The sequence below is a fragment of the Solibacillus sp. FSL W7-1436 genome, from assembly GCF_038007305.1.
In the GTDB taxonomy this organism is placed as follows: domain Bacteria; phylum Bacillota; class Bacilli; order Bacillales_A; family Planococcaceae; genus Solibacillus.
In genome coordinates, this window is the sequence record NZ_JBBOWV010000001.1 from 235180 (window position 1) to 260507 (window position 25328).

General features: G+C 38.7%; 21 protein-coding genes. 5 read left to right on the plus strand and 16 right to left on the minus strand.

Annotated features, from left to right (window positions below):
* Positions 1-11 precede the first annotated feature (11 nt).
* The 6 genes from nrdR to MKX73_RS01165 all read right to left on the minus strand — a co-directional run bounded on the left by nrdR (position 12) and on the right by MKX73_RS01165 (position 6746).
* Positions 12-479, minus strand: a complete 468-nt coding sequence (gene nrdR / locus MKX73_RS01140) for a transcriptional regulator NrdR (RefSeq protein ID WP_340715952.1) — start codon at positions 477-479, stop codon at positions 12-14.
* 248 nt (positions 480-727) lie between these two features.
* Positions 728-1747, minus strand: coding sequence for a glyceraldehyde-3-phosphate dehydrogenase (locus MKX73_RS01145; RefSeq protein ID WP_340715953.1), 1020 nt, complete (start codon positions 1745-1747; stop codon positions 728-730).
* A 183-nt stretch (positions 1748-1930) separates the two neighbouring features.
* A complete protein-coding gene (gene coaE, locus MKX73_RS01150; protein ID WP_340715954.1) occupies positions 1931-2527 on the minus strand; it encodes a dephospho-CoA kinase in 597 nt (198 codons plus the stop codon).
* 12 nt (positions 2528-2539) lie between these two features.
* On the minus strand, positions 2540-3412 hold the full coding sequence (gene mutM / locus MKX73_RS01155) for a bifunctional DNA-formamidopyrimidine glycosylase/DNA-(apurinic or apyrimidinic site) lyase (RefSeq protein WP_340715955.1): 873 nt from the start codon (positions 3410-3412) through the stop codon (positions 2540-2542).
* A 12-nt stretch (positions 3413-3424) separates the two neighbouring features.
* Complete coding sequence (gene polA, locus MKX73_RS01160; RefSeq protein WP_340715956.1) at positions 3425-6055, minus strand: DNA polymerase I; 2631 nt, start codon at positions 6053-6055, stop codon at positions 3425-3427.
* A gap of 253 nt (positions 6056-6308) precedes the next feature.
* Positions 6309-6746, minus strand: a complete 438-nt coding sequence (locus MKX73_RS01165) for a DNA polymerase I (RefSeq protein ID WP_340715957.1) — start codon at positions 6744-6746, stop codon at positions 6309-6311.
* A 465-nt stretch (positions 6747-7211) separates the two neighbouring features.
* Here MKX73_RS01165 and MKX73_RS01170 point away from each other — a divergent pair, with 465 nt between their 5' ends.
* Complete coding sequence (locus MKX73_RS01170; RefSeq protein WP_340715958.1) at positions 7212-8780, plus strand: IS1182 family transposase; 1569 nt, start codon at positions 7212-7214, stop codon at positions 8778-8780.
* Between the two features lie 268 nt (positions 8781-9048).
* On the opposite strand, the gene MKX73_RS01175 is transcribed toward MKX73_RS01170, so the two are convergent.
* The 5 genes from MKX73_RS01175 to MKX73_RS01195 form a co-directional block, all read right to left on the minus strand.
* A complete protein-coding gene (locus MKX73_RS01175) occupies positions 9049-10272 on the minus strand; it encodes an IS110 family transposase (RefSeq protein WP_340715959.1) in 1224 nt (407 codons plus the stop codon).
* A gap of 446 nt (positions 10273-10718) precedes the next feature.
* Positions 10719-11792 carry a protease modulator HflC gene (gene hflC, locus MKX73_RS01180; protein WP_340715960.1) on the minus strand — a complete coding sequence of 358 codons (1074 nt, stop codon included), beginning with the start codon at positions 11790-11792 and terminating at the stop codon, positions 10719-10721.
* Complete coding sequence (gene hflK, locus MKX73_RS01185) at positions 11789-12760, minus strand: FtsH protease activity modulator HflK (protein ID WP_340718825.1); 972 nt, start codon at positions 12758-12760, stop codon at positions 11789-11791. Before hflK ends, hflC begins: the two co-directional genes overlap by 4 nt.
* A gap of 267 nt (positions 12761-13027) precedes the next feature.
* Positions 13028-14566, minus strand: a complete 1539-nt coding sequence (gene pnpS, locus MKX73_RS01190; RefSeq protein WP_340715961.1) for a two-component system histidine kinase PnpS — start codon at positions 14564-14566, stop codon at positions 13028-13030.
* The gene (locus tag MKX73_RS01195; RefSeq protein WP_340715962.1) at positions 14566-15276 is read right to left on the minus strand and encodes a response regulator transcription factor; all 711 of its coding nucleotides are present in this window, start codon (positions 15274-15276) and stop codon (positions 14566-14568) included. Before MKX73_RS01195 ends, pnpS begins: the two co-directional genes overlap by 1 nt.
* A gap of 364 nt (positions 15277-15640) precedes the next feature.
* Here MKX73_RS01195 and MKX73_RS01200 point away from each other — a divergent pair, with 364 nt between their 5' ends.
* The 3 genes from MKX73_RS01200 to MKX73_RS01210 are packed head-to-tail and all read left to right on the plus strand — an operon-like array spanning position 15641 to position 18145.
* Positions 15641-16414, plus strand: a complete 774-nt coding sequence (locus MKX73_RS01200) for an ATP-binding cassette domain-containing protein (RefSeq protein ID WP_340715963.1) — start codon at positions 15641-15643, stop codon at positions 16412-16414.
* Between the two features lie 13 nt (positions 16415-16427).
* Positions 16428-17366, plus strand: a complete 939-nt coding sequence (locus tag MKX73_RS01205) for a sulfonate ABC transporter substrate-binding protein (RefSeq protein ID WP_340715964.1) — start codon at positions 16428-16430, stop codon at positions 17364-17366.
* An 11-nt stretch (positions 17367-17377) separates the two neighbouring features.
* Entirely contained in the window at positions 17378-18145 is a 768-nt protein-coding gene (locus MKX73_RS01210; protein ID WP_340715965.1) for an ABC transporter permease subunit, read from the plus strand.
* A 47-nt stretch (positions 18146-18192) separates the two neighbouring features.
* On the opposite strand, the gene mdh is transcribed toward MKX73_RS01210, so the two are convergent.
* From mdh to citZ, 3 genes are all read right to left on the minus strand, one after another.
* On the minus strand, positions 18193-19131 hold the full coding sequence (gene mdh, locus MKX73_RS01215; protein WP_340715966.1) for a malate dehydrogenase: 939 nt from the start codon (positions 19129-19131) through the stop codon (positions 18193-18195).
* A 216-nt stretch (positions 19132-19347) separates the two neighbouring features.
* Positions 19348-20610, minus strand: a complete 1263-nt coding sequence (icd, locus tag MKX73_RS01220; protein WP_079528412.1) for an NADP-dependent isocitrate dehydrogenase — start codon at positions 20608-20610, stop codon at positions 19348-19350.
* Between the two features lie 79 nt (positions 20611-20689).
* Complete coding sequence (citZ, locus tag MKX73_RS01225) at positions 20690-21805, minus strand: citrate synthase (RefSeq protein ID WP_340715967.1); 1116 nt, start codon at positions 21803-21805, stop codon at positions 20690-20692.
* 261 nt (positions 21806-22066) lie between these two features.
* Here citZ and MKX73_RS01230 point away from each other — a divergent pair, with 261 nt between their 5' ends.
* The gene (locus MKX73_RS01230; RefSeq protein ID WP_340715968.1) at positions 22067-23035 is read left to right on the plus strand and encodes an AI-2E family transporter; all 969 of its coding nucleotides are present in this window, start codon (positions 22067-22069) and stop codon (positions 23033-23035) included.
* On the opposite strand, the gene MKX73_RS01235 is transcribed toward MKX73_RS01230, so the two are convergent.
* A complete protein-coding gene (locus tag MKX73_RS01235; RefSeq protein ID WP_340715969.1) occupies positions 23019-23408 on the minus strand; it encodes an FxsA family protein in 390 nt (129 codons plus the stop codon). The genes MKX73_RS01230 and MKX73_RS01235 overlap by 17 nt on opposite strands.
* Positions 23409-23550: 142 nt before the next feature.
* Positions 23551-25311 (minus strand): pyruvate kinase, encoded by a 1761-nt coding sequence (pyk, locus tag MKX73_RS01240; RefSeq protein ID WP_340715970.1) that lies wholly within the window; start codon positions 25309-25311, stop codon positions 23551-23553.
* Between the last annotated feature and the right edge of the window lie 17 nt (positions 25312-25328).

Sequence of the window (25328 nt, forward strand, 5' to 3'; positions counted from 1 at the left end):
CCTCCTAACACTTATTTGTCATTTGACTGACGGGTCATGATTTCTTTCAGTTCCTCGATAAATACAGTAATATCTTTAAATTGGCGGTAAACAGATGCGAAGCGGACATAGGCTACTTCATCGATTTTCGCAAGGCGGTCCATTACCATCTCCCCGACATCTTCCGAGCGTACTTCCGCATTGCCTAATCGGCGCAATTCTTTTTCAATCGATAAAACAATCTCTTCTAATTGTTCTAATGCAACCGGCCGTTTTTCACATGCGCGTATTAAACCGCGCAATACTTTTTCACGGCTGAACTCCTCGCGTGAACTATCTTTTTTCACTACGATTAATGGGGTTTCTTCAATTTTTTCAAATGTCGTAAATCGAAAGGCACATGATTCACATTCACGACGTCTGCGAATTTCTTTATTATCATCAACAGGTCTTGAGTCTACAACGCGTGTCCCGTTGTATTGACAAGCTGGACATCTCATATAATATTTTCTCCTAAAAGTTAGTTTAATTCTATTATAACAAAAACAACGCGCTTGAAATAGTGCTTCACGCGCGTTGAAATTTTCCAATGGAAAGTCATTCAATTATATAGTGCATTGTTGCTTCACACAATAGAAAAAGCCTTTTGCAAAAATGATTTCCTTTCTGCAAAAGGTTTTCTCTGTGTCTTTAAGGCATGCGTTCATACCTTTTTAAAGTGATCCATCATACTTAAGTAAGCAATAAATTATGCATTCACAGCTGCTAATTCATTTGCAATTTTCTTTGTCAAATCTACTACGCGGGCAGAGTAACCCCACTCATTGTCATACCAAGCGATTACTTTTACTTTACGGTCGCCTAATACGATCGTAGTTAACCCGTCTACAGTAGATGAGTATGTTGTTGTATTGTAGTCAGAAGATACTAATGGTTCCATAGAGAAGTTTAAAATACCGTTCATTTTACCTTCAGCCGCCGCTTTGAATGCTGCGTTTACTTCTTCTACCGTTACGTCTTTTTCTACATCTACAACTAAGTCAACTAAAGAAACGTTTGGTGTAGGTACACGTAATGCCATCCCATGGATTTTCCCGTCCAATTCCGGTAATACAAGACGTAATGCTTTTGCTGCACCAGTTGAAGTTGGAATAATCGATGATCCACAGTTACGTGCACGACGTAAATCTTTATGAGGATTATCGATATTATTTTGATCGTTTGTATAAGCATGAACTGTTGTCATTAAACCGTTTACAATACCGAATTCATCGTTCAATACTTTTGCTACAGGGGCTAAGCAGTTTGTTGTACAAGATGCATTTGAAATAACGTCATGCTTTGATAAATCCAATTTATCATCATTTACACCTAAAACAACCGTAATATCTTCATTTTTACCAGGAGCAGTTAAAATAACTTTTTTCGCGCCAGCTTCAATATGTTTTGCTGCTTTTTCACGGTCATTAAATTTACCAGTCGCTTCAATTACGATATCTACACCCATTTGAGCCCATGGTAATTTTAATGGATCACGTTCACTAACTAATTCAACACGTTTGCCATTTACAATTAAAGCACCTTCGACTGCTTCAACAGTTCCAGGGAAAACACCATGATTTGTGTCATACTTAATTAAATGTGCTAACGTTTCAGATGGATAGCTTGCGTTCACTGCTACGATATTCACGTCACCGCGCATCATTGCTTGTCGGAACACCATACGACCAATGCGGCCAAAACCATTAATTGCAATAGAAACTGTCATATTATTTAAATCCTCCTAAAAGTACGATTCATTCGTTTTATTTATTCGTTGATTAGTATAACACATATTCCAAAAAGTTGAACATATTTAATCCACTAAATTAAATTTGTTATTTTCAGATAATACTTACCCTCAAAATAAAAACCTCAACCATATTTCAATAAAATTGGTTGAGGTATTATTTTACTTCAGCACGTTCCACTCATACAGAATATTTTGAAGCTGAATTGCTGTATCTTCCAGCGTGCCATTGTTATGAATAACCGCATCAGCTAACTGTTCTTTTTCTTTGACCGGAATCTGTGTCGCAATACGGGCATTTGCTTCTTCTTCCGTAAAGCCGTTTCGTTTCATTAAGCGTTGAAGCTGCACTTCTTTGTTTACAGAAACGACAATAATTTTTTCAACGAAATGCTCCAGCTTGCTTTCGAATAACAGCGGGATATCCATGAAAATATTTTTTTCGCCATACGATATAAATTCATCACGCTGACGCAGCATTTCTTCACGGATAGCCGGATGTATAATGCTGTTTAAAGTTTTTCGCATTTCTTCATCATGAAATATAATGCTTCCCACTTTTGCACGGTCCATTGAACCATCCTGTGCAATAACTTCCGGCCCGAATGCTTCTGCAATCTTTTTTAATGTCGGTGTGCCAGGCTCGACTACTTGTCGCGCTACTACATCTGCATCAACGATCGGCAATCCGTATGACACAATCATTTTTGCAACTGTGCTCTTTCCGCTGGCAATACTGCCTGTTAACCCAATAATCACAGCAATTCCCCTTTATTTTTGACATTGCGGACAATATGTTGATGTTCTGCCCGCGATGACGAGCGACTCTGTATTTGTTTCACATACAACACATTGCTTTTTCCCATACATTTTCAGTCGATGCTGCATCGTTCCTGCACCGCCATTAATACTGCGGTAATCTGAAATTGTCGATCCGCCCGAATCGATACTTTCCTGCAATACATCACAAATTACGTGAAAGAGCTTTGTCTTTTGCTCACGACTTAACTCACTTGTCATTCTCCCCGGATGTATAAGCATTTTGAACAATGCTTCGGTTGCATAAATATTGCCGCAACCGGAAATCACCTGTCCATCCATGATGACTTCTTTAATCGGTTTTTTTGCGAATTTCGGTTTTTCACTTTGCATAAGGAAAAAATCACAGGCGATTTCATCAAAAGGCTCCGGCGCCATTTTTAACAATGGCGGGTGATCAGCAATTTCCTTAATAAAGCGCAGTTCGCCAAAACGCCGGATATCAGCATAGACAAGCAATTCTCCGCTTGCCAATGTGAATATCGCATGAATATGCTTCCGGAACTTTTCCTCGGTAATTTCCAGCACATCATTTACAACAAACCATGCTCCACTCATCCCTAAATGATTGACTAAAATGAAACGTTCATCATTTTTCTTGAGATGGAAGAATATATATTTCGATCTGCGCTCTAACATATCGATTGTCATATCGCGTACTAGCAGTTCAAATTGAGAAGGCTTTGCATTTTTTACAATCGCCTGTTTTCCTGCTTCATGCGATGTATAAACGACGTCCGATAATGAAACAGATTCGATCGTCTTTCCTTCTACGATTGGCCGTAAATCACGTACGACCCCTTCTACTTCTGGTAATTCCGGCATAAATGGTACTCCTTATTTCGCATCGTACCATGTAGGACCATATGAAAACTCAACCTTTAACGGCACGCTTAACTTAATTGCATTTTCCATAACTTCAGGTACGATACGTTCTAAAATTTCAACTTCTTCTTTTGGTGCTTCAAAAATAAGCTCATCGTGTACTTGTAATAATAGCTTCGTCTGTAATCCTACTTGTTCAAGGCGGGCATTCATATCGATCATTGCTTTTTTAATAATATCCGCGGCACTTCCCTGGATCGGTGTGTTCATCGCGGTACGCTCCGCAAAACTTCTTAAATTGAAGTTTGAGCTTGTGATGTCAGGTAAGTAGCGGCGGCGATTTAAAATCGTTGTAACGAAGCCGGCTTTCTTGGCCTCTTCAATACTTGTATCCATATAGTTTTTTACACCCGGGAAGCTTTGCAAGTAGTTTTCGATAAAAATACCCGCTTCTTTACGTGTAATATCAAGACTTTGCGATAAGCCATAGTCACTAATCCCATAAACGATCCCAAAGTTTACAGCTTTTGCAGTGCGACGCATTAAGCTTGTCACATCAGCCGGGTTTTCAAGATTAAATACATCCATTGCCGTACGTGTATGGATGTCCATTCCTTGCTGGAATGCCTCAACAAGCGCATCATCACCGCACATATGAGCCAATACGCGCAGCTCGATTTGAGAATAGTCTGCTGCAAAAAGAATCCAGTCTTTCTTCGATGGAACAAATGCTTTTCGAATTTTTCGTCCTTCTTCCAAGCGAATCGGGATGTTTTGTAAATTCGGATTTGTTGAGCTTAAACGCCCTGTTGAAGTTAATGCCTGTTGGAAACGGGTATGCACTTTGGAATCCGCCTCATGTATCTCTTTAACCAACCCTTCAATATAAGTTGATTTCAGTTTCGCGAGTGTTCGGTACTCCAGAATATGCTTCACAATATCATGCTCGGACTGCAGCTTTTCCAGCACATCGGCTGCTGTTGAATATCCTGTTTTCGTCTTTTTAATGACAGGTAGGCCAAGTTTATCAAACAAAATGACACCAAGCTGTTTCGGTGAATTAATATTGAATTTCTCTCCTGCCAGTTCATATATTGTCGCTTCCATTACTTCGAGCTTTACCTTCAGTTCATCGCCCATTTGACGCAATGTATCGATATTGACTGTTATCCCTTCGCTTTCCATCTTCCCTAAAATATGGGCAAGCGGCAGCTCCAGCTCTTTATATAATTCAAACTGTTCATTTTCTTTCAGTGTTTGCTCTAATACTGGCTGCAGCTTCCAAACCGCTACAGCTTTACGGCTTACATGTTCTGCCACATGATCAGCACCGGGAACAATCCATTTTGCCCCTTTTCCGTAAACCGCTTCATTGGATTGTACATCCTGATAACCGAATTCTTTTGCAAGTGTAGCAACATCATCACCTGAAATCGACGGCTTTACAATGTACGAAGCTAACAATAAATCGAACTCCACCCCTTTTAGTTCAATCCCTAAACGATGAAGCATTGCCTGTGTCGCTTTACTGTCGGCAACAAATTTTTTCTTTGTTTCATCCTGCAGCCATGCTTTTAACTCTGCATTATCAACAACATTTTCAATCGCCGTATAAACAGTACGTTCCCCATCCGACAATGCTAGACCAAGGGCATTACAACTATGGTAATGTTCATTCTCCAGCTCCAGGTGAATAGCCATCGTATCTTTGAGCATGGCAGCTGTAATATGCTGTACATTCTCGAATACTAATTCCGCTTGTTCTGTCTCTACTGCTTCAAAATCGCTCTTTTCGATTAAAGATTTAAATCCAAGCTCCTGCCATACATCAAGAAGCGCTTCCTCATCCGGGCCGGAATATGCCAAATCATCAAGTGTAATTGTAAGCGGTGCATCGGTATGGATTGTCGCCAGCTTTTTAGATAAGTGCGCCATTTCTTCATTATCTACCAGCTTTTCTTTCATTTTCGATGCTTTCAATGTATCGATCGCTTCATATAGGTTTTCAATGGTACCGTGTTCCTTCAATAATTTAATCGCTGTTTTTTCACCAACGCCTGGAACTCCAGGAATATTATCCGATTGATCGCCCATAAGCCCTTTCATATCGATAATCTGCTCTGGTGTCAGTCCATATTTTTCTTCAATATGGGCCGGTGTATATTTTTCAATATCGGTAATCCCTTTTCGGGTAATATATACAGTAACATCCTCTGTTGCAAGCTGCGTTAAATCTTTATCTCCTGAAACAACGATAACTTCTATCCCTTGTCCGGCAGCCTGTTTCGCCAGCGTTCCGATAATGTCATCCGCTTCATACATTTCCAGCTCATAGCGTTTAATCTTATATGCATCGATCAGTTTACGAATATAGGGAAACTGTTCGGAAAGCTCTGGTGGCGTTTTTTGACGGCCCCCTTTGTATTCACCGAATGATTCATGACGGAAAGTCGTTTTGCCGGCATCGAACGCAACAAGCATTTGTGTCGGATTTTCCTCACCGATAATTTTTTGCAACATCGTCGTAAACCCATAAGTTGCATTTGTATGAATCCCACTGTCATTCGTCAGCAGCGGTAATGCAAAAAAGGCACGATATGCTAAAGAGTTTCCATCTAATAAAAGCAATTTTTGTTTTGTCATGCAAGTTCCTCCATTTATATAGATCAATTTCGCCTTGGGGGTTAAGGTATTCATAAAACGAATCCGTGACATCCGCCTGAGGCACCTACTTCATTTAGCAAATAAAAAAACACTCCCTGAATGAGGTTCGGTACGATTATATGTTCTCTTTCTACTTTAGCGATTGTTCACATGAATTGCCAATATTTAATGTGGCGTTTGCGAGATTTTTTAAGCAAACAAAAAGACCCCTATTTCTAGGAGCCTGGAATCTTTACTTTAACTTTTTAAATTTATAGCTTTTCACGACTTCGCGTTTTTCTTCATAGAATATTTCTTCAAAAATAACCGTTAATAAAAAGGCATTTAAAAATGGAATAATCACATACATCGGCATGCCGCCTAAATCGTATGGCATTAACCCGCGCGCAAATACTTCTACGAATCCAATTTGTGTGAAATAAAAGATCATACCGATACCAACTTGCCAGATCGGACGCTTATCTTCACGTTTTTCGAACCACAATACTTTCTTGAACGAGTCCCGTACATCTTCTGCAATAAATAAACTTAATACTAAAATAGCAATAAACAAAATTGGTATATGAAAAATTTCCACCTTCACGAAATTTATATTAGACTGATAAAAAAGCGCTGTTACAGATGTTGCCATAATAAAAGCAATTAAACTATTCTGTATAACTTTACTCAAACTTCGCCACTCCCCTAAATGAATGAATTAACTATACTATATTATAACAGTAAAATAATAGTTTCCAATAATATAATTTGAAAATTTAATGAAGTTAAATTATGTAATTTCATACAAAAAGAAAAAGAGGCCGGGACATAACCCAAAAGGGGGTGGGACAAAACCCGCCTCAAAATCAAAAGCCGTTCAAATTTTACGATGAGTAAAGTTTGAACGGCTTTATTATTATGTGTCTACTATGTAGTCGTTGTTCTCCGTTACGGCGGACGCTTTCCTGGGGGCACGGCTCGAGCCTGTAGTCTCTCCCACGTGCTTGTCCCCTGGGAGTCGCCGCCTTCACTCCGAACAACTAATTTTTCTTCTATATCAAGTAAATCTCTGCATAATTTCAGGCATGAAAAAAGGACATTCTCTGTTAAAATTTAAGTATCCTACAACCAAATTTCAAACGAAAGAAGTGTCCCTATGTTTAAAGATTATAACATGAATCAAATTATATTACCGCTAGATTTAGAAGTAAAGTTACATAAAAATGATATTGCCTTTTCTATCCATCATTTGGTCGAAAGCATTCCGAACGAAGCTTTCGCTCCTTTTATTCACCATACTGGTTGTCCATCATATCATCCACGTATGATGCTAAAGCTGATTTTATGCGGTTACACACAATCCACTTTTTCAGGAAGAAAAATAGAGGATCTGACAAGAGACAGTATCCGTATGATGTGGCTTGCCCAAGGATATGAACCAAGTTATCGCACTATTAACCGTTTTCGTGTACATCCCAATATGAAGGAACTCATTCGCCAATGTTTTGTACAATTCCGCTGTCAGCTAGTTGAAGAAAAACTCATCGATCAAGAAGCGATTTTTATCGATGGCACAAAGATTGAGGCAAATGCCAATAAGTTCACATTTGTTTGGAAAAAATCAGTGGAAAAACATCATACCAACCTCGTAGAAAAATCAAATAAACTTTACGATGAGTTATTGGAACATCAAATTATTCCTGAAATCAAACGTGAAAGTGATGAGCAGTTATCGATAGAAGAGTTAACTCAAGTAGCACATCACCTAGAAGAAGTAGTCGACGACTATACAAGCAAAATAGAACATTCTGAAGATGTCATTGAGCGAAAAAGATTACGTAGCGAACGAAAAACACCGAAGCAAATCCTCAAACAAGTACATGATTGGATCATAAGAAAGCAGAAATACCAAAAAGATTTTGAAGTGTTTGGCACACGTAACAGTTATTCAAAGACGGATCATGAAGCAACATTTATGCGGATGAAAGATGACTATATGCAAAACGGCCAATTGAAGCCAGGGTATAATGTACAAATCGCTACAGAAGGTCAATATACACTCGCGTACGATGTATTTCCAAATCCAACAGACACGAAAACACTTATTCCATTTCTTAGTCAAATTGAAGAAAATTATTTCGAGTTACCAAAACATATTGTAGCGGATGCCGGATACGGCAGTGAACAGAATTACCATGATATTCTTAACAAACGCAAACGAACTCCACTCATTACATTTAATCAATACTTGAACGAACAGAAGCGAAAATATAAAAATGATCCTTTTAAGACAAGTAATTGGGTGTATGAGAAAGAAAACGATGTCTACATTTGCCCAAATGAAAAGAGATTACGATTCCAATATAACTCTGTTCGTACAGATAAATCGGGTTTCCAACGAGAATTTAAAATCTATGAATGTGAGGAATGTACAGGGTGTCCTTTCCGTACAAAATGTACAAAAGCTGCAGAAGGTAAAAATCGTAGACTCATGATTAATGAGAAATGGGAAAAACAAAAAGAAGAAGTAAGAGTGAAGCTTTCAGAAGAAAAAACGGCTGCCATTTATCGTCGACGTAAAATCGACGTGGAACCAGTTTTTGGATTCTTGAAGGCTAATTTGTGTTTCCGTCGATTTTCTGTTCGTGGAAAATCGAAAGTTACTAACGAAATAGGTTTGGCATTAATGGCCACAAATTTAAGGAAGTATGCGGTAAGAGGATAACACCTCTTCCAATATTTTCTTTATAAAACGCAAAAAAGAGAAATTGCATTGTGCAATTTCTCTTTTTGCGTAAACTGGAACTAATTCTGTCCCAACCCCTTCTTACGATTAGTCAAGTTTATTCTACAACTTTAGTAGCTATTTTAGATTTGAGTGTAGGGGCATAGTTTCTCTCTTTATTTTACACGTATATTTTTATATGCCAAAAAGACCTAACGATTTTTATTTTTTTCGAGAGGTCTGTATGATATAGTGGAGTTACGTTTTATTACGATTTCTGAGCTGGTAGTGCGGACTCATAATCGTAAAGGATGCCTCGTGTTAATAACTGAAATGTCACTTTCAGAAACTTATTAACACAGGCGATGATCGCAACCTTATGAGGCTTTCTCTGAGGTTGCGTTTTTAATTTATAATAGTAATCCGCAAAATGATTTGGTTTCTCTTTTAACATAAGCATCCCTTGCATCATGAAATATAAAATTTTCCGCAAATGTTTATTCCCACGCTTATTGATACGATCCCGATATTGTGTGTTCCCGGATTGATAGCGCATGATATCGATCCCTGCGTAGGCGTTTAATTGTTTTGCATTTCGGAAGCGGCGAATATCACCGATTTCACCAATCAAGCGACAAGCTGTTGATTCACCCACACCAGGGATGGAGCGTAATACAAGATATTCTTGACGTTCTTTTGATAGCTCCGTCATCTGTTGGACAAGCGCCTCTTTCTTTTCCTTCAGTTCTGCAATACGAGTTGCGTAATCCTTTACTTGATCACACCTTACATCTGTCGGCTTAATGGCCGGATAACTATTTTGAGCTGCTTCCATCAGTTCAACGGCTTTTTTCTCTGCACGAGTAAGGGAAAGGTTCTTTTTCGTATTCGCCTTCAACCGATTTTTTATGACGGTTTTTGAATGAGACAAAACAAAGGTAGGGTGTGGGTAAAGCTGTACGATATTTAAAAATAATGCGGAACTTGGCGTAATGAGTTTTTCAAGCTCTGGAAAACTCATCTGTAAAATCGCATGCATCCGACTCTTTAGTAAAATCATTTCCTCATCGATTTCATCATAATAGCGTGTAAGTGCACGCATCTGTTCATAATAATCATCTTGAACGTAAGTCGCTTCACGTTCCAATCTAAAATGCGTTTTGGCTAGTTCATGTGCGTCACTTACATCCGTTTTATGGCGTCGCATTTTCGCCATCTGTAAATTCGCTTCAAGTGGATTCATCCGACTATATGTATAGCCATGATTTTTGAAAAACGCTTCTACTGATTTGGAATAGACGCCTGTTGCTTCAAATACAATTTCAGGAGCTTGTCCATCTAGTTTCTTCATTTCTTCGATACGCTCGTGTAATCGCTCAAAGTCAATTCGTGTGTGATTTAATTCGCCTTCAAACTCACATTTTCGATACCGATCATAAATAACGACCGAACTTTTGCCTTTACTAACATCTAACGCAATGACATGTTTCATGATTTCATTCTCCTTTTTAGCCAGTCATAGAAGCCTTCACAATACCTTATCGATTCCACTTTCTTATACACGATCTCTTTGGACCCAACATACTAAACTGATTCATATAAGGGCGTGAAGTTAGCCGGTTTTTTTAAACGGGCTCACAAATGGTCCCAGGGGCTGGTCGGCTTTTCTTCACTTCTACTATAAAAAAATAGTAGCACAAACCATGGCCTTGGTTTGTACTACTAATGTTAGTATGTTTTTTTGCTGAACGTTAAAATTGATTTCCATTCCGGGACGCTTTCCGCGGGCGTGGCCTGAGCCTGTAGTCTCAGGCGTCACGCTATTCCCGCAGGAGTCGCCCTGCATTCCAATCAATTTTTCAAATATCCGTTTTTTAATAATGTCTTTCCTCTTATTTAACGGTTATTCTACTTATGTCCCAGCCTCCTTCACATTTTTTAATCCACTTGACCGGATAATAGTTTAGCATATGGCGAGTCTGACGGGATAATAATCATCGTCTCATTGCCGATTGTTTTCTTGTATGATTCTAACGTTCTGAATAGACTGTAGAATTCCGGGTCTTTCGAGTAAGCGGCATTATAGATCTGTGCAGCCTGCGCCTCACCTTCAGCACGGATGACAGAGGCTTCTTTATTAGCTTTCGCAAGTGTTACCTGTACTTCCTGATCTGTTTTTGCCTCTTTACTGCGCTTTTCCGCATCCCCTTCAGAAAGATACTTTTGTGCAATCGATTGACGTTCCGAAACCATTCTTGTATAAACAGACTGCTCGTTTTCTTCCGGTAAATCTGTACGGCGAATACGTACATCAATTACTTCAATACCGAAATTGGCAGAATCGATTAACTCATTGACACGTTGTGTTACACGGTCGTTAATATTCCCGCGTTTTGAGTCTTTTTCATTAATAATATCGCCGTATTCAGTCTGACCGAACTCTGTACGAAGTGCCGAATAAATGAACTCCTCCATACGACTTTCCGCATTCAGCAACTGCCCGGCATTTGAAATTAACGCCTTTGGATCCGTTACACGCCAAACCGTATAGTTATCAATAATAATTCGCTTTTTATCTTTTGTACTGATCTCTTCTTCTGTCATATCATGTGTCATTAAATTGCTTGGAAGAGTTGTCACACTTTGAATGAACGGAATTTTCATATGAAGTCCCGGTTCACTTTCGTACTTCACTACTTCCCCGAACTGTCGGACGACTTTATATTCGTTTTCTTTTACAATATACAGATTCGCAAATACGATAATCAATGCGGCAAATACAACCGTTAATGCAATCGCAGAAGATACCCATTGTTTTACATTTATCGGCTTTTTATCTTTCTTTAATGGCTTAGGTGCTTTTTTTGCATTTGAATCACCGTTATTTATCTGTTGATCAGGATCGTTTGCTTTTGGTACTTCCTTTACTTCTTTCGATCCTTTTTTGCTGCCGAACAGTTTTTTCACAAACTCATCTAAATCGCCGTCAAAATTATTTTTGTTGTTACTCATTCACTTTTGCTCCCTTCTTTTTTCTCTTCTGTAGAAGGAGGTGTCGTTTGCATTGGCTGAATTGGCAAGTACTTCATTGTACCGCTGCCGTCGTCATTCATAATATAAATTTGGGCATTCGGCAAAACTGCCTCCAATGTTTCAAGCACTAATCGTTGACGTGTAATATCCTTATTCAGGCGGTATTCATCATAAAGCTGGTTAAAGAGCGCTACTTCACCTGTCGCTTGCTCGATACGTGAAGCCTTTTCACCTTCCGCTCTTGAAAGAATCGCCGCTGCTTCACCGACCGCTTCACTTACACGCTGGTTTTCATACTTTTCCGCTTCGTTTATCTTTGTATTTTTTGTCTCCCGTGCATCGGTAACATCCGTAAATGCTGCACGTACTTCCTCATTCGGAACTTCTACATCCTGCAGCTTTACTCCTAAAACTCCAATTCCGATATCGTACTTATCGATTAACGATACGAGTAATTCACGTGTCTCCGCTTCAATATCCGCTTTACCATCCGTTAACGCCTCATCGATTGTCGAGCTGCCAATAATTGAACGGATTGCACTGGATGTCGCATTATGTAAAATTGTTCGCGGCTCCTGTGAACTAAATAAATATTTTTTCGGCTCAACAATACGCCATTGAACTACAAGATCTGTTAAAACAATATTTTCATCACCTGTAATCATTTTTGTTTCTTTATCGAATGCTTCCACCGTTCCGTCCGGGTTTTGCTTATAACCGAACTGTAAACTGTACGTTTCTTTAGATAAAATCTCTACAGACTGTATTGGCCATGGTAATTTAAAATGAAGTCCTGAATCTTGTATTGTTTCATCTGCTTGACCAAATGTAATCACTACTGCCTGTTCCGATTCATCTACTGTATACCAGGACGTCGTCACAACAATAATCGCTACGACAGCCATGAGAATAAGCGCTACCCACATTAAGGTTCTTTTTACACTCATCATATAAAGCCTCCTTACTTTTCAATTTCCTCTTATTCTACGGGTAATGAATTGTAAAAGTTTCATATTTTTTCAAAATGAGCATGCAAAAATTTCAAACACGAAAAAACTGCGCAGAAAGGCTTCTACTTTTTGCACAGTTTCTTCATTATAATACTTTAATCCATGCTAAGCGTTACCTTCTTTTAGAAACGGGGGTTTCTATTAAGAACTATAACACCGCAATATAAAGTTCAATTGAACGTTTTGTAAATATACTGTTAAATTTTAATCTTTCAACGGCAGAAGTACTTTAATGCTTGTCCCTTTTCCGACTTCGCTTTCTACCATAATTTTACCGTTATGCGCTTCAATCAAATGTTTCACTATGGACAAACCAAGACCTGTCCCGCCGGAATTTCGGCTTCGGGCCCGATCCACCCTGTAAAAGCGCTCAAAAATACGTGAAATCTCCGCTTTTTCGATACCGATTCCTTCGTCTTTCACTTCAAATATCCCGTATTGATCATTGGCACTAATACGAAGTGTAACGGTTGTTTCTTCTTTGGAATAGGCGATAGCATTATTAATTAAATTCGTAAAAATTTGCATCAGACGATTTACATCACCTAAAATAACGGCATCCTGCTCTATCTCCACATCAAACTGCATATTTTTATTTTCCAGTTGTGCACTTGTCAAATCAACTACCCGGACTAAAATATCCTGCAGCTTTGTCGGCACCACATCAAGTGTAAAACCATGGCGCTCAATTTTGGATAGCTCAAGCAAATCATTGACTAGCACCTGAATCCGGTTGCTTTCATCATGTATGATTGTCAAAAAGGACAGCAGCATCTGCTCATCTTTAAACGCCCCGTCCAGAAGAGTCTCGGAAAATCCTTTAATCGATGTAATCGGTGTACGGAGTTCATGCGAAACATTTGCTACGAAATCTTTACGAATCTGTTCCAGCCGTACAAGTTCACTTATATCATGCATAACAATTACGACACCCAGCCAGCGTCCATGTTCACCAACAACCGGGGCACCGTATACTTGCTCATAATATTCTTCATTTGCGATTTCCATCTCAAGCTGCTGACGATATGGCAATTCCGTTAAAAACACATGATCGATAAACTTTTCAAGCTCCTTCGGCAATCCGAGCATCATGAAATTCTTGCCAATGAGCTTCTCTTTTGGCAGCTCAAACAATGTTTGGAATTTCCTGTTCACAATCGAAATATTGCCTTCACGGTCAATCATCATTAATGCACTGCCCATATTTTCAATTAACGTTTTCAGACGCTCTTCTTCAATTGCTCTTGTTTTCGTAATATCCTGTAAATTTCGTGCCAGAATATTAACCGAATTTCTTAACTCCACAATCGTATTCGGTCCATTCGCAAAAGCACGTGCACGATAATTACCTTTTGAAAGCTCTCTGGCGGTTTTTGTAATATTGATAATAGGCGTAATGAAATTGCTCACAACCCTGTACGCCATAAAACTCATAATAACTAGACCACCCAGCAATAAAGCGGCGATAATTAAATAGATTTTTTGTTTTGTACTTTGCAACCCTTCTGTATGTCGATTGATTTCGTACGTGCTTATAATGGCTTCTTTCTGGGTTTCAGTAAGTTCAATCTGCTCCTGAACGATTACTTGCTCCAATTGCTGCTCGGAATCCTTTGTCACTTCATGAACAAACTCATCTGCGAAAAATGGAAAAAGCTGCCCTATGAACAGCCCTAGAACAGCTAAACTTGACCCAATTACTAAAATAAACGAATAAAACAAACGATTTTTCATTGCGTTCATTATTTTTTTGGCTCCTCAAATTTATAACCTAAACCACGGATTGTTTTAATAAACACTGGTTTACGACTATTTTCTTCGATTTTATCCCTCAGATGACTAATATGTACGTCTACGATTCGAGTGTCACCGGCAAAATCATAGTTCCATACAGCACTAAGCAGCTGATCACGCGTTAATACGCGGTTTTTATTTTCAAGTAAATAAACGAGTAATTCAAATTCTTTTGGCGTGAACTCCAAGGACTCTTCATCGATAAATGCTTCAAATCGCTCAGGGAAAACTTTTAGATTACCGAATGAAAAGACAACTTCACCCGATTCAACTGTTTCTTCCACAACCGGCCCGGAGAAACGTCGCAGAACAGCCTTTACACGGGCAATTACTTCACGCGGGCTGAATGGCTTAGTCATATAATCGTCCGCACCGAGCTCTAAACCTAATACCTTATCAAATTCATCGTCTCTCGCAGTCAGCATAATAATCGGTATATTGATGCGCAATCGTCGTAATTCTTTACAAACTTCAACACCATCAAGTTTTGGCAGCATTAAATCCAATAATATCAGATCCGGTGTCTGTTCTACCGCTGTATCAAGACCCGCCTGACCATCATGGGCCAATAGAACGTCAAAACCTGCTTGTTCCAAATTATATTTTAATAATGTTGCAATTGGCATTTCATCTTCTACTACTAAAACTGTTTTAACCATTATACTTTCCTCCAAAATCGATTTGAAACCCCCATCTCAAAATCAATCTTCCAGTGGTTGGCTATCAACTATTTTGTAAATATGTACTGATTAGAGCACTAACTTCATAGTAACAACTTTTACTGAAAAGTACAATTATTCCTCTGTTCAGACACTTATTTGCCCATCCATAATTACCGGAATCTTTAAATTAGACTAATTCTATATGAAAAATAATTTTTACTATTGACTGAATATTTATTATTGTGTTAACATTTAGAAAAAATTGCTTGTGCATTGCTGAATAAAACGCAATGAAAATTTTTTTGTAATAATTCCGAGTAATTCAATATGTTAAGTATTTTAACAGAAAGTAGGTGCTTCCATGACAAATGGAATCAATATTGAGTTAGTTAATTTAACAAAAAGTTTCGGTGAAAAACAAGTATTGAAGGATATTAACCTAACAATCCCCGCTGGACAATTCGTTGCAATCGTCGGAAAAAGCGGATGTGGAAAAAGTACACTTCTTCGTATTATTGCTAATTTAGAACAGAAAACTGCCGGTGAATCTCTAAAGGACGGCATTCAGCAAGAAGACTTTTCAGGTGTTCGCGTCATGTTTCAGGAAGATCGTTTACTCCCTTGGCTGTCTGTTTTAGAAAATGTAGGGGTTGGCACAGAGCTGAAAAAAGATTGGCAACCGCTCGCATTAAAATCACTTGAACACGTAGGATTAAAAGACCGTGCTAAGGAGTGGCCGCATGTATTGTCAGGAGGTCAAAAACAGAGGGTTGCATTAGCCCGTGCGCTTAGTGCACAACCAAGACTTTTGTTGTTGGATGAACCACTTGGTGCTTTGGATGCACTGACACGACTGGAAATGCAAAATCTAATTGAACAATTATGGTTAAAACAAAAATATACATCGTTGCTCGTAACTCATGATGTCGCAGAGGCGATTGCATTGGCAGATCGAATTATTTTAATCGAAGACGGGAACGTAGCTTTAGATTTGCCTGTAAAACTCCCTCGTCCAAGAACGCGTTCAAATCCGCAATTTGCAGAGCTTGAAGATATTCTGCTTCAGCATTTATTAGGGCAACAAACAAAAACAGAAACACCAACTAAACAAAAAGAGCTACAAGCCATTATTTAAGGAGGTATTACAAATGAAAAAACTATTATCTGTCTTTTTACTCTTAACTTTATCAATACTGTTAGTCGGGTGCTCATCATCCAATGCCGAAAATAAAAAGGTTCGAATCGGCTACCAGAAAAACGGTACAACATTGCTATTAAAGGCGAATGGCGAACTTGAATCACGTTTAAAAGAATTAGGCTATTCAGTGGAATGGTCTGAATTCAATACAGGTAGTTCCATTATGGAGGCATTGAACTCAGGAGCCATTGATTTTGCCAATGCAAGTGATGCCCCATCTATGATGGCATTATCAAAGGGAATGGATTTCAAATATATTGCAGGTGAAGAATCTTCTCCTCAAACAGAAGGAATTTTAGTGAAAAATGATGGCTCTATCCAATCAATCGAACAATTGAAAGGAAAAAAGATTGCATACAATAAAGCTTCCATCTCCGAATATTTATTAGTTACTGCTTTGGAAACAGTGGGCCTGACACTGGATGATGTGGAATCCGTTATTTTAAGTCCGGCAGATGCGACTATTGCATTTCAAAAAGGCGAGGTTGATGCCTGGGTTACTTGGGATCCGTATATGACGGTTTCAGAAAGTAAAGGAAATAAAATTTTGGCTACCGGAGAAGGAATTGTGGAACACCGCGGCTTCTACTATTCATCCGACAAATTTATAGAATCGAATAAAGATGCAGTCGTTGCCTATGTAGAAGAATTATCTAAAGTTGGTGAAGCCATCGATACAGATTCAAGCGATGCAGCCAAAATTCTTGAAGAGAATACAGGGATCGCCGCAGATGTTTGGGTAAAAAGCTTAGCCCGCCGTTCATCTGTCGCTACTTATCTGGATGAAGCTGCACAGGCTGATCTACAAAGATTAAATGAAGACCTTTATGACATTGGTTTAACGACTGACCTTGTAGAAAACCTTGAAAACTATATTTGGAAACCATAAGAGGTGAGAAAATGAAGAAGAAAAAATGGATTCATTTGATTGAGCCGTGGATCATTCCTATTTTAATTATTGTTATATGGGAAGTATCGAATAAAACAGGTATTCTTGCCAATACAATATTGCCTGCCCCTTCCGATGTAGTAAAGGCCGGCTATGAACAAGCCATTTCCGGTGTTTTGTTTGACCATCTGCAAATTAGTACAACGCGTGCTTTAATCGGGTTTCTGATTGGTGGGAGTATCGCTTTAGTAGTAGGTATTTTAAACGGAATTGTCCCTTTTGCACAACGCTATTTGGATACAACGATTCAAATGCTGCGTAATATTCCGAATTTGGCACTTATTCCTTTAGTTATTATATGGTTTGGTGTAGGTGAGGAAGGAAAGATTTTCTTAGTGGCAATCAGCGTATTTTTCCCGATCTATGTCAATACATACCATGGCATCCGCAATGTTGATCCTCGGTTAATCGAAATGGGAAAAATTTATAACCTTTCGAAATACAAATTATTTTTTAAAGTAATCATATTAGGTGCAATGCCATCTATTTTAGTAGGTATTCGCTACTCATTAGGAATTATGTGGCTTACTTTAATTGTTGCAGAAACGGTTGCGGCAAGTTCGGGAATCGGCTATATGTCAATGAATGCTCGTGAGTATATGCAGCTTGATATCGTTGTATTGGCTATTATTTTATATGCTATTTTAGGAAAAATTGCGGATTCCATCGCAAAACTATTAGAGAAAAAGTTATTGAAATGGAATCCGGTTTATCAGTAAATAAAAGGGCATTTCGGTGTATCAGCCGAAATGCCTTTTTTAGTTAGTTATTTCAGTGCTTTCATTACATCTTTAACGGCATCTGCAGATTGATCAAGTGCTGTTTTTTCATCTTCTGTCAGCTCAAGTTCGAATATTTTCTCGATACCCCCGGCGCCTAATAATGTCGGAACACCTAAGTATATCCCTTCATATCCATACTCGCCTTCTAAATAGGCAATTGCCGGCAATACTCGTTTTTGATCCTTTATAATTGCCTCTGCCATTTCCACCATTGCTGCAGCCGGTGCATAATAAGCTGAACCATTACCTAACAGATTTACGATTTCACCGCCACCAACACGGGTACGCTGTACAATTTCTTCTAAACGTTGTGCGGGTATTAGGCTTTGTAAAGGAACCCCACCTACCGAAGCGTACCGGACTAAAGGCACCATTGTGTCTCCGTGACCGCCTAATACAAGTGCAGATATATCTTTTACCGATACATCCAGTTCTTCGGCAATAAATGCACGGAAACGGGCAGTATCCAACACACCGGATTGACCGATAACTCGATGTTTCGGGAAGCCTGATTCTTTAAATACTGTATATGTCATCGCATCAACAGGATTTGTAAGAACAATAATCGTTGCATTTGGTGACGTACGGGCAATTTCCGATGCAACGGCTTTCATGACACCCTGATTAATCTGAACTAAATCATCACGACTCATTCCTGGCTTACGGGCAACACCCGCAGTTACTAATACGACATCCGAGTTTGCTGTATCCTCGTAATCGGAAGAGCCTTTCACATAAGAATCAAAACCTTGTACCGGCGCTGCTTCCCACATATCCAATGCTTTTCCTTTCGTAGGATTTTCTGCTGATGGAAGATCAATTATTACTACATCGCCTAATTCTTTCTGTGCTGCTAAAAATGCTGCTGTTGCACCTGTAAATCCACTACCAATAACTGAGATTTTTTTTCGTTTTAATGTCACCTGAAACCACTCCTTCATCGTAGTTATTTTGTGTCATTAAAATTATATACAAAAAAAGGGAGAAAACATAATGTTCTCTCCCTTTTTTAACAATATTGATTTTAAAATTAAAAGATAAACAAATTCCCTAAATGTAAAATTATATAACTATATTATTTATTGCTAAACAATTTGTTCGTAATTTCACATATACAGGTAAATGAGTAAAACTTTTAATTAGAAGTTTTCGATTAATTTTGTAGCGAATTCAGAACATTTAACTTCTGTAGCGCCATCCATTAAACGTGCGAAGTCATAAGTTACATATTTAGAAGAGATTGTTTTCTCTACTGAATTTGTAATTAAGTCCGCAGCTTCTTGCCATCCTAAGTGCTCAAGCATTAATACGCCTGATAATAATACTGAAGATGGGTTTACTTTATCTTGACCAGCATACTTAGGTGCAGTACCGTGAGTTGCTTCGAAAATAGCATGACCAGTTAAGTAGTTAATGTTAGCACCTGGAGCGATACCGATACCACCAACTTGAGCAGCTAATGCGTCAGAGATGTAGTCACCGTTTAAGTTCATTGTAGCTACTACGTCGAACTCGTTAGGGCGAGTTAAGATTTGTTGTAAGAAGATATCAGCAATAGAATCTTTTACGATGATTTTGCCTTCTGCAACAGCTTTAGATTGTGCTTCGTTTGCAGCAGCTTCGCCTTGCTCAGCTTTGATTGCATCGTATTGGTTCCAAGTGAATACTTTATCGCCGAATTCAGCTTCAGCTACATCGTAACCCCATTGTTTGAATCCACCTTCAGTGAATTTCATGATGTTACCTTTGTGTACTAAAGTTACTGATGGACGGTTGTGTGAAATAGCGTACTCGATTGCAGAGCGTACTAAACGTTCAGTACCTTCTTTAGATACAGGTTTAATACCTAAACCAGAAGTTTCTGGGAAGCGAATTTTGTTAACGCCTAATTCGTTTTGTAAGAAGTTTAATAATTTCTTTTGCTCGTCAGAACCAGCTTTGTACTCGATACCAGCGTAGATATCTTCAGTGTTTTCACGGAAGATAACCATGTCAACATCTTCTGGACGTTTAACTGGTGAAGGAACACCGTCAAAGTGACGTACTGGACGTAAACAAACATATAAATCCAATTCTTGACGTAATGCTACGTTTAGAGAGCGGATACCGCCACCGATTGGAGTTGTTAAAGGACCTTTAATAGCGATTAAATACTCGTTAATTTTTTCTAAAGTTTCAGCTGGTAACCATTCGCCAGTTTGGTTGAATGCTTTTTCGCCTGCTAATACTTCTAACCATTCGATTTTCTTTTCACCGTTATAAGCTTTTTCTACAGCTGCGTCAATTACGCGAGATGCTGCAGCCCAGATATCTGGACCGATACCGTCACCCTCGATGAAAGGAATAACAGGATTGTTTGGAACGTTTAATTTACCATTCTCTACTACGATTTTGTTAGTCATTGGAAATTTGCCTCCTAATAATCATAAATCTAGGACTGTGTCAAATCACAGTCCCAGATATTTTAACATACTTTTTTAATTAGCGCTCGTTAATTGGAACGTATTTTTGCATATCCGGACCAACATACTCCGCACGAGGACGGATTAGACGGTTGTTTGCATACTGCTCTAAAATGTGCGCTACCCAACCTGAAGTACGAGATACTGCGAAGATTGGTGTGAATAAGTCATGCTCGATACCTAAAGAATCATATACTGATGCTGAGAAGAAATCTACGTTTGCAGGTAATTTCTTTTGTTCAACGATCATGTCATGGATTTTCACTGACATATCGTATAATTCCGGTTTGCCTGTTAATTTAGTAAGCTTTTCAGACATTACACGTAAGTGAGGTGCACGCGGGTCGCCTTTACGGTATACGCGGTGACCGAAGCCCATGATTTTTTCTTTGTTATCTAATTTGTTCTGAACCCAAGATTCAACTTTATCGATTGAACCGATTTCAGTTAACATTTTCATAACTTGCTCGTTAGCACCACCGTGTAATGGGCCTTTTAATGCGCCGATTGCAGCAGTTACACCAGAGTATACATCTGATAATGTCGCAACACATACACGTGCAGTAAATGTAGAAGCGTTTAATTCGTGGTCAGCGTGTAAAATTAACGCTTTATCGAATGCTTCAATTTCGATTGCTGCTGGTTCTTCACCTTTCAGCATATATAAGAAGTTTGCTGCATAACCTAATTCTGGTTTTGGAGCAACTGGTTCTTTACCTTGACGTACACGTGCAAAAGTAGTTACTACTGTACCAATTTTCGCTTGTAAACGGATTGCTTTACGGTAGTTTGCTTCAGCTTCCATTACATCAGCTTCTTCATCAAACGTTCCTAACATTGATACCGCTGTACGAAGTGCTGCCATTGGGTGCACTGTGTTTAAAGGCATAGATTTGAATAAATCTGTGATTGCCGCTGGAATTTCCATATTTTTAGCTAGTTCTTCTTTTAAGTTAGCTAATTCTTCAGCGTTTGGTAAACGCGTGTTCCATAACAAGAATACTACTTCTTCAAAAGTCGCATTGTTAGTTAGGTCATCGATGCCATACCCTACATATGTAAGTGTATCATCGATAATTGAAGAAATTTTCGATTCTGCTGCTACGATACCTTCTAAACCTTTTGTTGCTGACATAAAAAATCGCTCCTTCACTTAGTAAATTAATTTTGTAAGTGCTTTCTTTTTACTCTATTAAAAAGTCGCACACTCATATCGTTCTGCTCAATTGAACCTATAAGTAAATCGCTTACAATTTTCATTATAATCAATTTTGACGGCTTTGTGAATGAATTAGTGGGATTTTAGGAAAAAATCACATATGTGATAGAATTCATGCAAAAAAGAGAATTTATAATTTGCAGTGAGATAACTAGGTAATAATTAGGAGTGAGATAAATGGATTATACAAATAAAACAAACCAATGGCTAGTAAAAAGTAGGAACTTTATTGTTCTTTTACTTTATATCATCCTTTTCTATTTCATTCCGCCTATTATTTTCGGTCTGTTTTTCGCTTACTTACTCTTTCCAGTATTCCTTTTCTTCAAGCAGCAGTTCAGACTGCCATTTTTTCTAGTCGTCATTATCCTTTCTGTATTTCTATTTTCTGTTATCGTCTCGGTTATTATGCTCATCATTCACAGCTTTATCACCATTCTTCCTCAGCTGCAGTCAACACTCTTATCTTTGGACAGCACCTATATGAAACATCCGCTTCTTCCGTTTATTGTAGAAAAACTTCAAAGTTTAATAAGGGACTTGCTGTTCTATACAATCAATTTTATAAAAAACAGTTTTCAATCTATATTTGAATTTTTCATTTTCATTGTGACATTCTACTTCGCGTTGATGGAAAGCTATAAGAACCGGTTATGGTTTTTCGCTTATATTCCGAAAGCATACCGCACTACTTGGGCTCGCTACTTCCAAAAAGGAATGGAGCTTATTGGCCGCTTTATCGTAGTTGAGATGCAATTGTTTACGCTGACATTCATACTCTTATGTATAGGGTTTTACTTTTTGAAGTTTGAAGCATTTGTTATTAAGGCCTTTTTGATCGCTTTTGCAGACTGTCTGCCTTTCTTGGGAATCGGAATTTTCCTTATTCCAGTTTCTATTTATTACTTTATTGTAAACGAACCGATAATGGGCATTGCCATTCTGGTTCTGTACTTTATTGTACAAATGATAAGGCAGCTAACTGAATCAATGCTCTGGTCCCATACGTTGCACTTACGTATGATTCATACATTTCTGATCAGCGCTGCCTCAGTTTTATTATTCGGTTTTTACGGAATCATCCTTAGTCCGATACTATTGATGATTGCCATTAAAGTGAAACAGCATGCTATTTTTGAAAAATAACGACTTGTCCTTTTTTCATTTTTTTACGTAAAAAGTAAAAAATAACCGGCTTAAACAGGTTTCGTGTAATTCCCGAGATAAATAATAACCCGAGAATATCCGTAATGAAGCCCGGTAATGCCAGAAGAATACCGCCAACAAAAATCATAAATGTTTCAATGACCGGTACTGCTGGTGGCTGGCCTTGCTGCATACTTTTTTGAATATCCTGGATAGATTTTGTACCACGTTTTTTTGCGATCAACAGTCCTGCTATAGATGTGAACATGATTAATAATAATGTATAAAAAACACCGATTGCGTTTCCAATTACGATAATCACCGCAATTTCAGCAAATACGAGTGCGAGTAATCCAAATAGAATCTTTTTCATTTATGAACCCCCTCTTCTTCTATTTTATACGAAACAGCAAAGAAAAAGTTTCAAAAAGAGGTTTTACAATAAACAAAACCACCATTTCATTGTAAGAAACGGTGGTTTTGTTATATTAAATTAGATTTAACCGTTATTAACCTTAAAGAACGCTCGCGTGTCCTTTATAAATGACACCAGTTTCAGCGTCCATTGTTATTTCCTGTCCATGCTGGATTAGAGTAGTCGCTTCTTTTACACCGACAATTACAGGAATGCCTAAGCTTAAGCCGACTACAGCAGCGTGGGATGTCAATCCGCCTTCTTCCGTAATAATACCCGCACAGTTTTCAATTGCCGGCATCATTTCACGGTCAGACCCTACTGTTACAATAATGGCACCTTCTGTGTCGTAAGCTAACGCTTCTGCTGCATTGTTGGCGATAATTGCATTACCAACAACCGACAATTTACCGATACCTTGACCACGTGCCAATAAGTCGCCAATTACATGAACTTTCATTAAGTTCGTTGTACCTGCTTCACCAACCGGAAGACCAGCAGTAATAACAACTACATCCCCATGGCTGACAAACTCATGTTTTAGCGCTTCATCAACTGATAACTCTAAAATCTCATCTGTTGTAGAAACACGCTGCGTTAAAATTGGTTTAACGCCCCATACCAATGTTAATTTCTGTGCAACATTTGGCTGACTTGTAACTGCGATGATCGAAACACCCGGACGGTATTTTGCAATCATTCGTGCAGTATTTCCGCTTTCAGTCGGAGCTAATACTGCTTTAACACCAAGGTTAATCGAAGTATAGGCAACTGCCTGAGAAATAGCTTCCGTCATATTCGCTTCTTTTTCACGGCTTCTTGTCGATACAATTGCACGGTAATCCAAAGCATCTTCTGTACGAATCGCGATTTTGTTCATTGTCGCTACAGACTCTACCGGATAAAGACCTGCTGCTGTTTCACCGGAAAGCATGATGGCATCTGTACCATCCATAATTGCGTTTGCAACGTCTGAAGCTTCCGCACGAGTCGGACGTGGATTGCGCTGCATTGAGTCCAGCATTTGTGTAGCTGTAATGACAGGTTTGCCGACTTGGTTACATTTTTTGATTAATGATTTTTGTACTAAAGGTACTTCTTCTGCAGGAATCTCTACACCTAAGTCCCCGCGCGCCACCATTAAACCGTCTGAAACCTCGATAATTTCATCGATGTTGTCAACGCCTTCCTGGTTTTCGATTTTAGGGATGATTTGAATGTGGCTGCCGTTATTTTGCTCCAGTAGCTCGCGAATTTCGAGTACATCCTTTGCAGTACGGACAAATGAAGCTGCGATGAAATCGATGCCTTGCTCAATTCCAAATAAAATATCTGCTGCATCTTTATCTGTAATACCAGGTAATTTCACAGAAACGCCCGGTACATTTACACCTTTTTTATTCTTTAAAATACCGGCATTTTCAACGATTGTATGGATTAACCCTTGCTCTGTATCTTTCGCAAGTACTCGTAATTCGATTAAACCGTCATCCAATAGGATAATATCGTTTTGGTCTACGTCTTCAATCAGCTGATCATATGTGATGGAGAAACGTGATTCATTTCCTAAAACTTCTGTCATCGAAATATCGATTACTTGTCCTGTTACTAAATGCAACTCACCGTTTTCCATTGAGTGTGTTCTGATTTCAGGTCCTTTTGTGTCCAATAAAATTCCAACTGGTTTTTTCATGCGTTCTGCTGCATCACGAATTGCGGCGATACGGTTCGCATGTTCTTCGTGGTTTCCGTGTGAGAAGTTTAAACGGGCAACATTCATCCCTGCATCAATTAACTTTTCTAACATTTCTGGTGATTCACTAGCTGGTCCAATAGTACAAACAATTTTAGTTTTTCTCATAGTTTTGTCATCTCCGT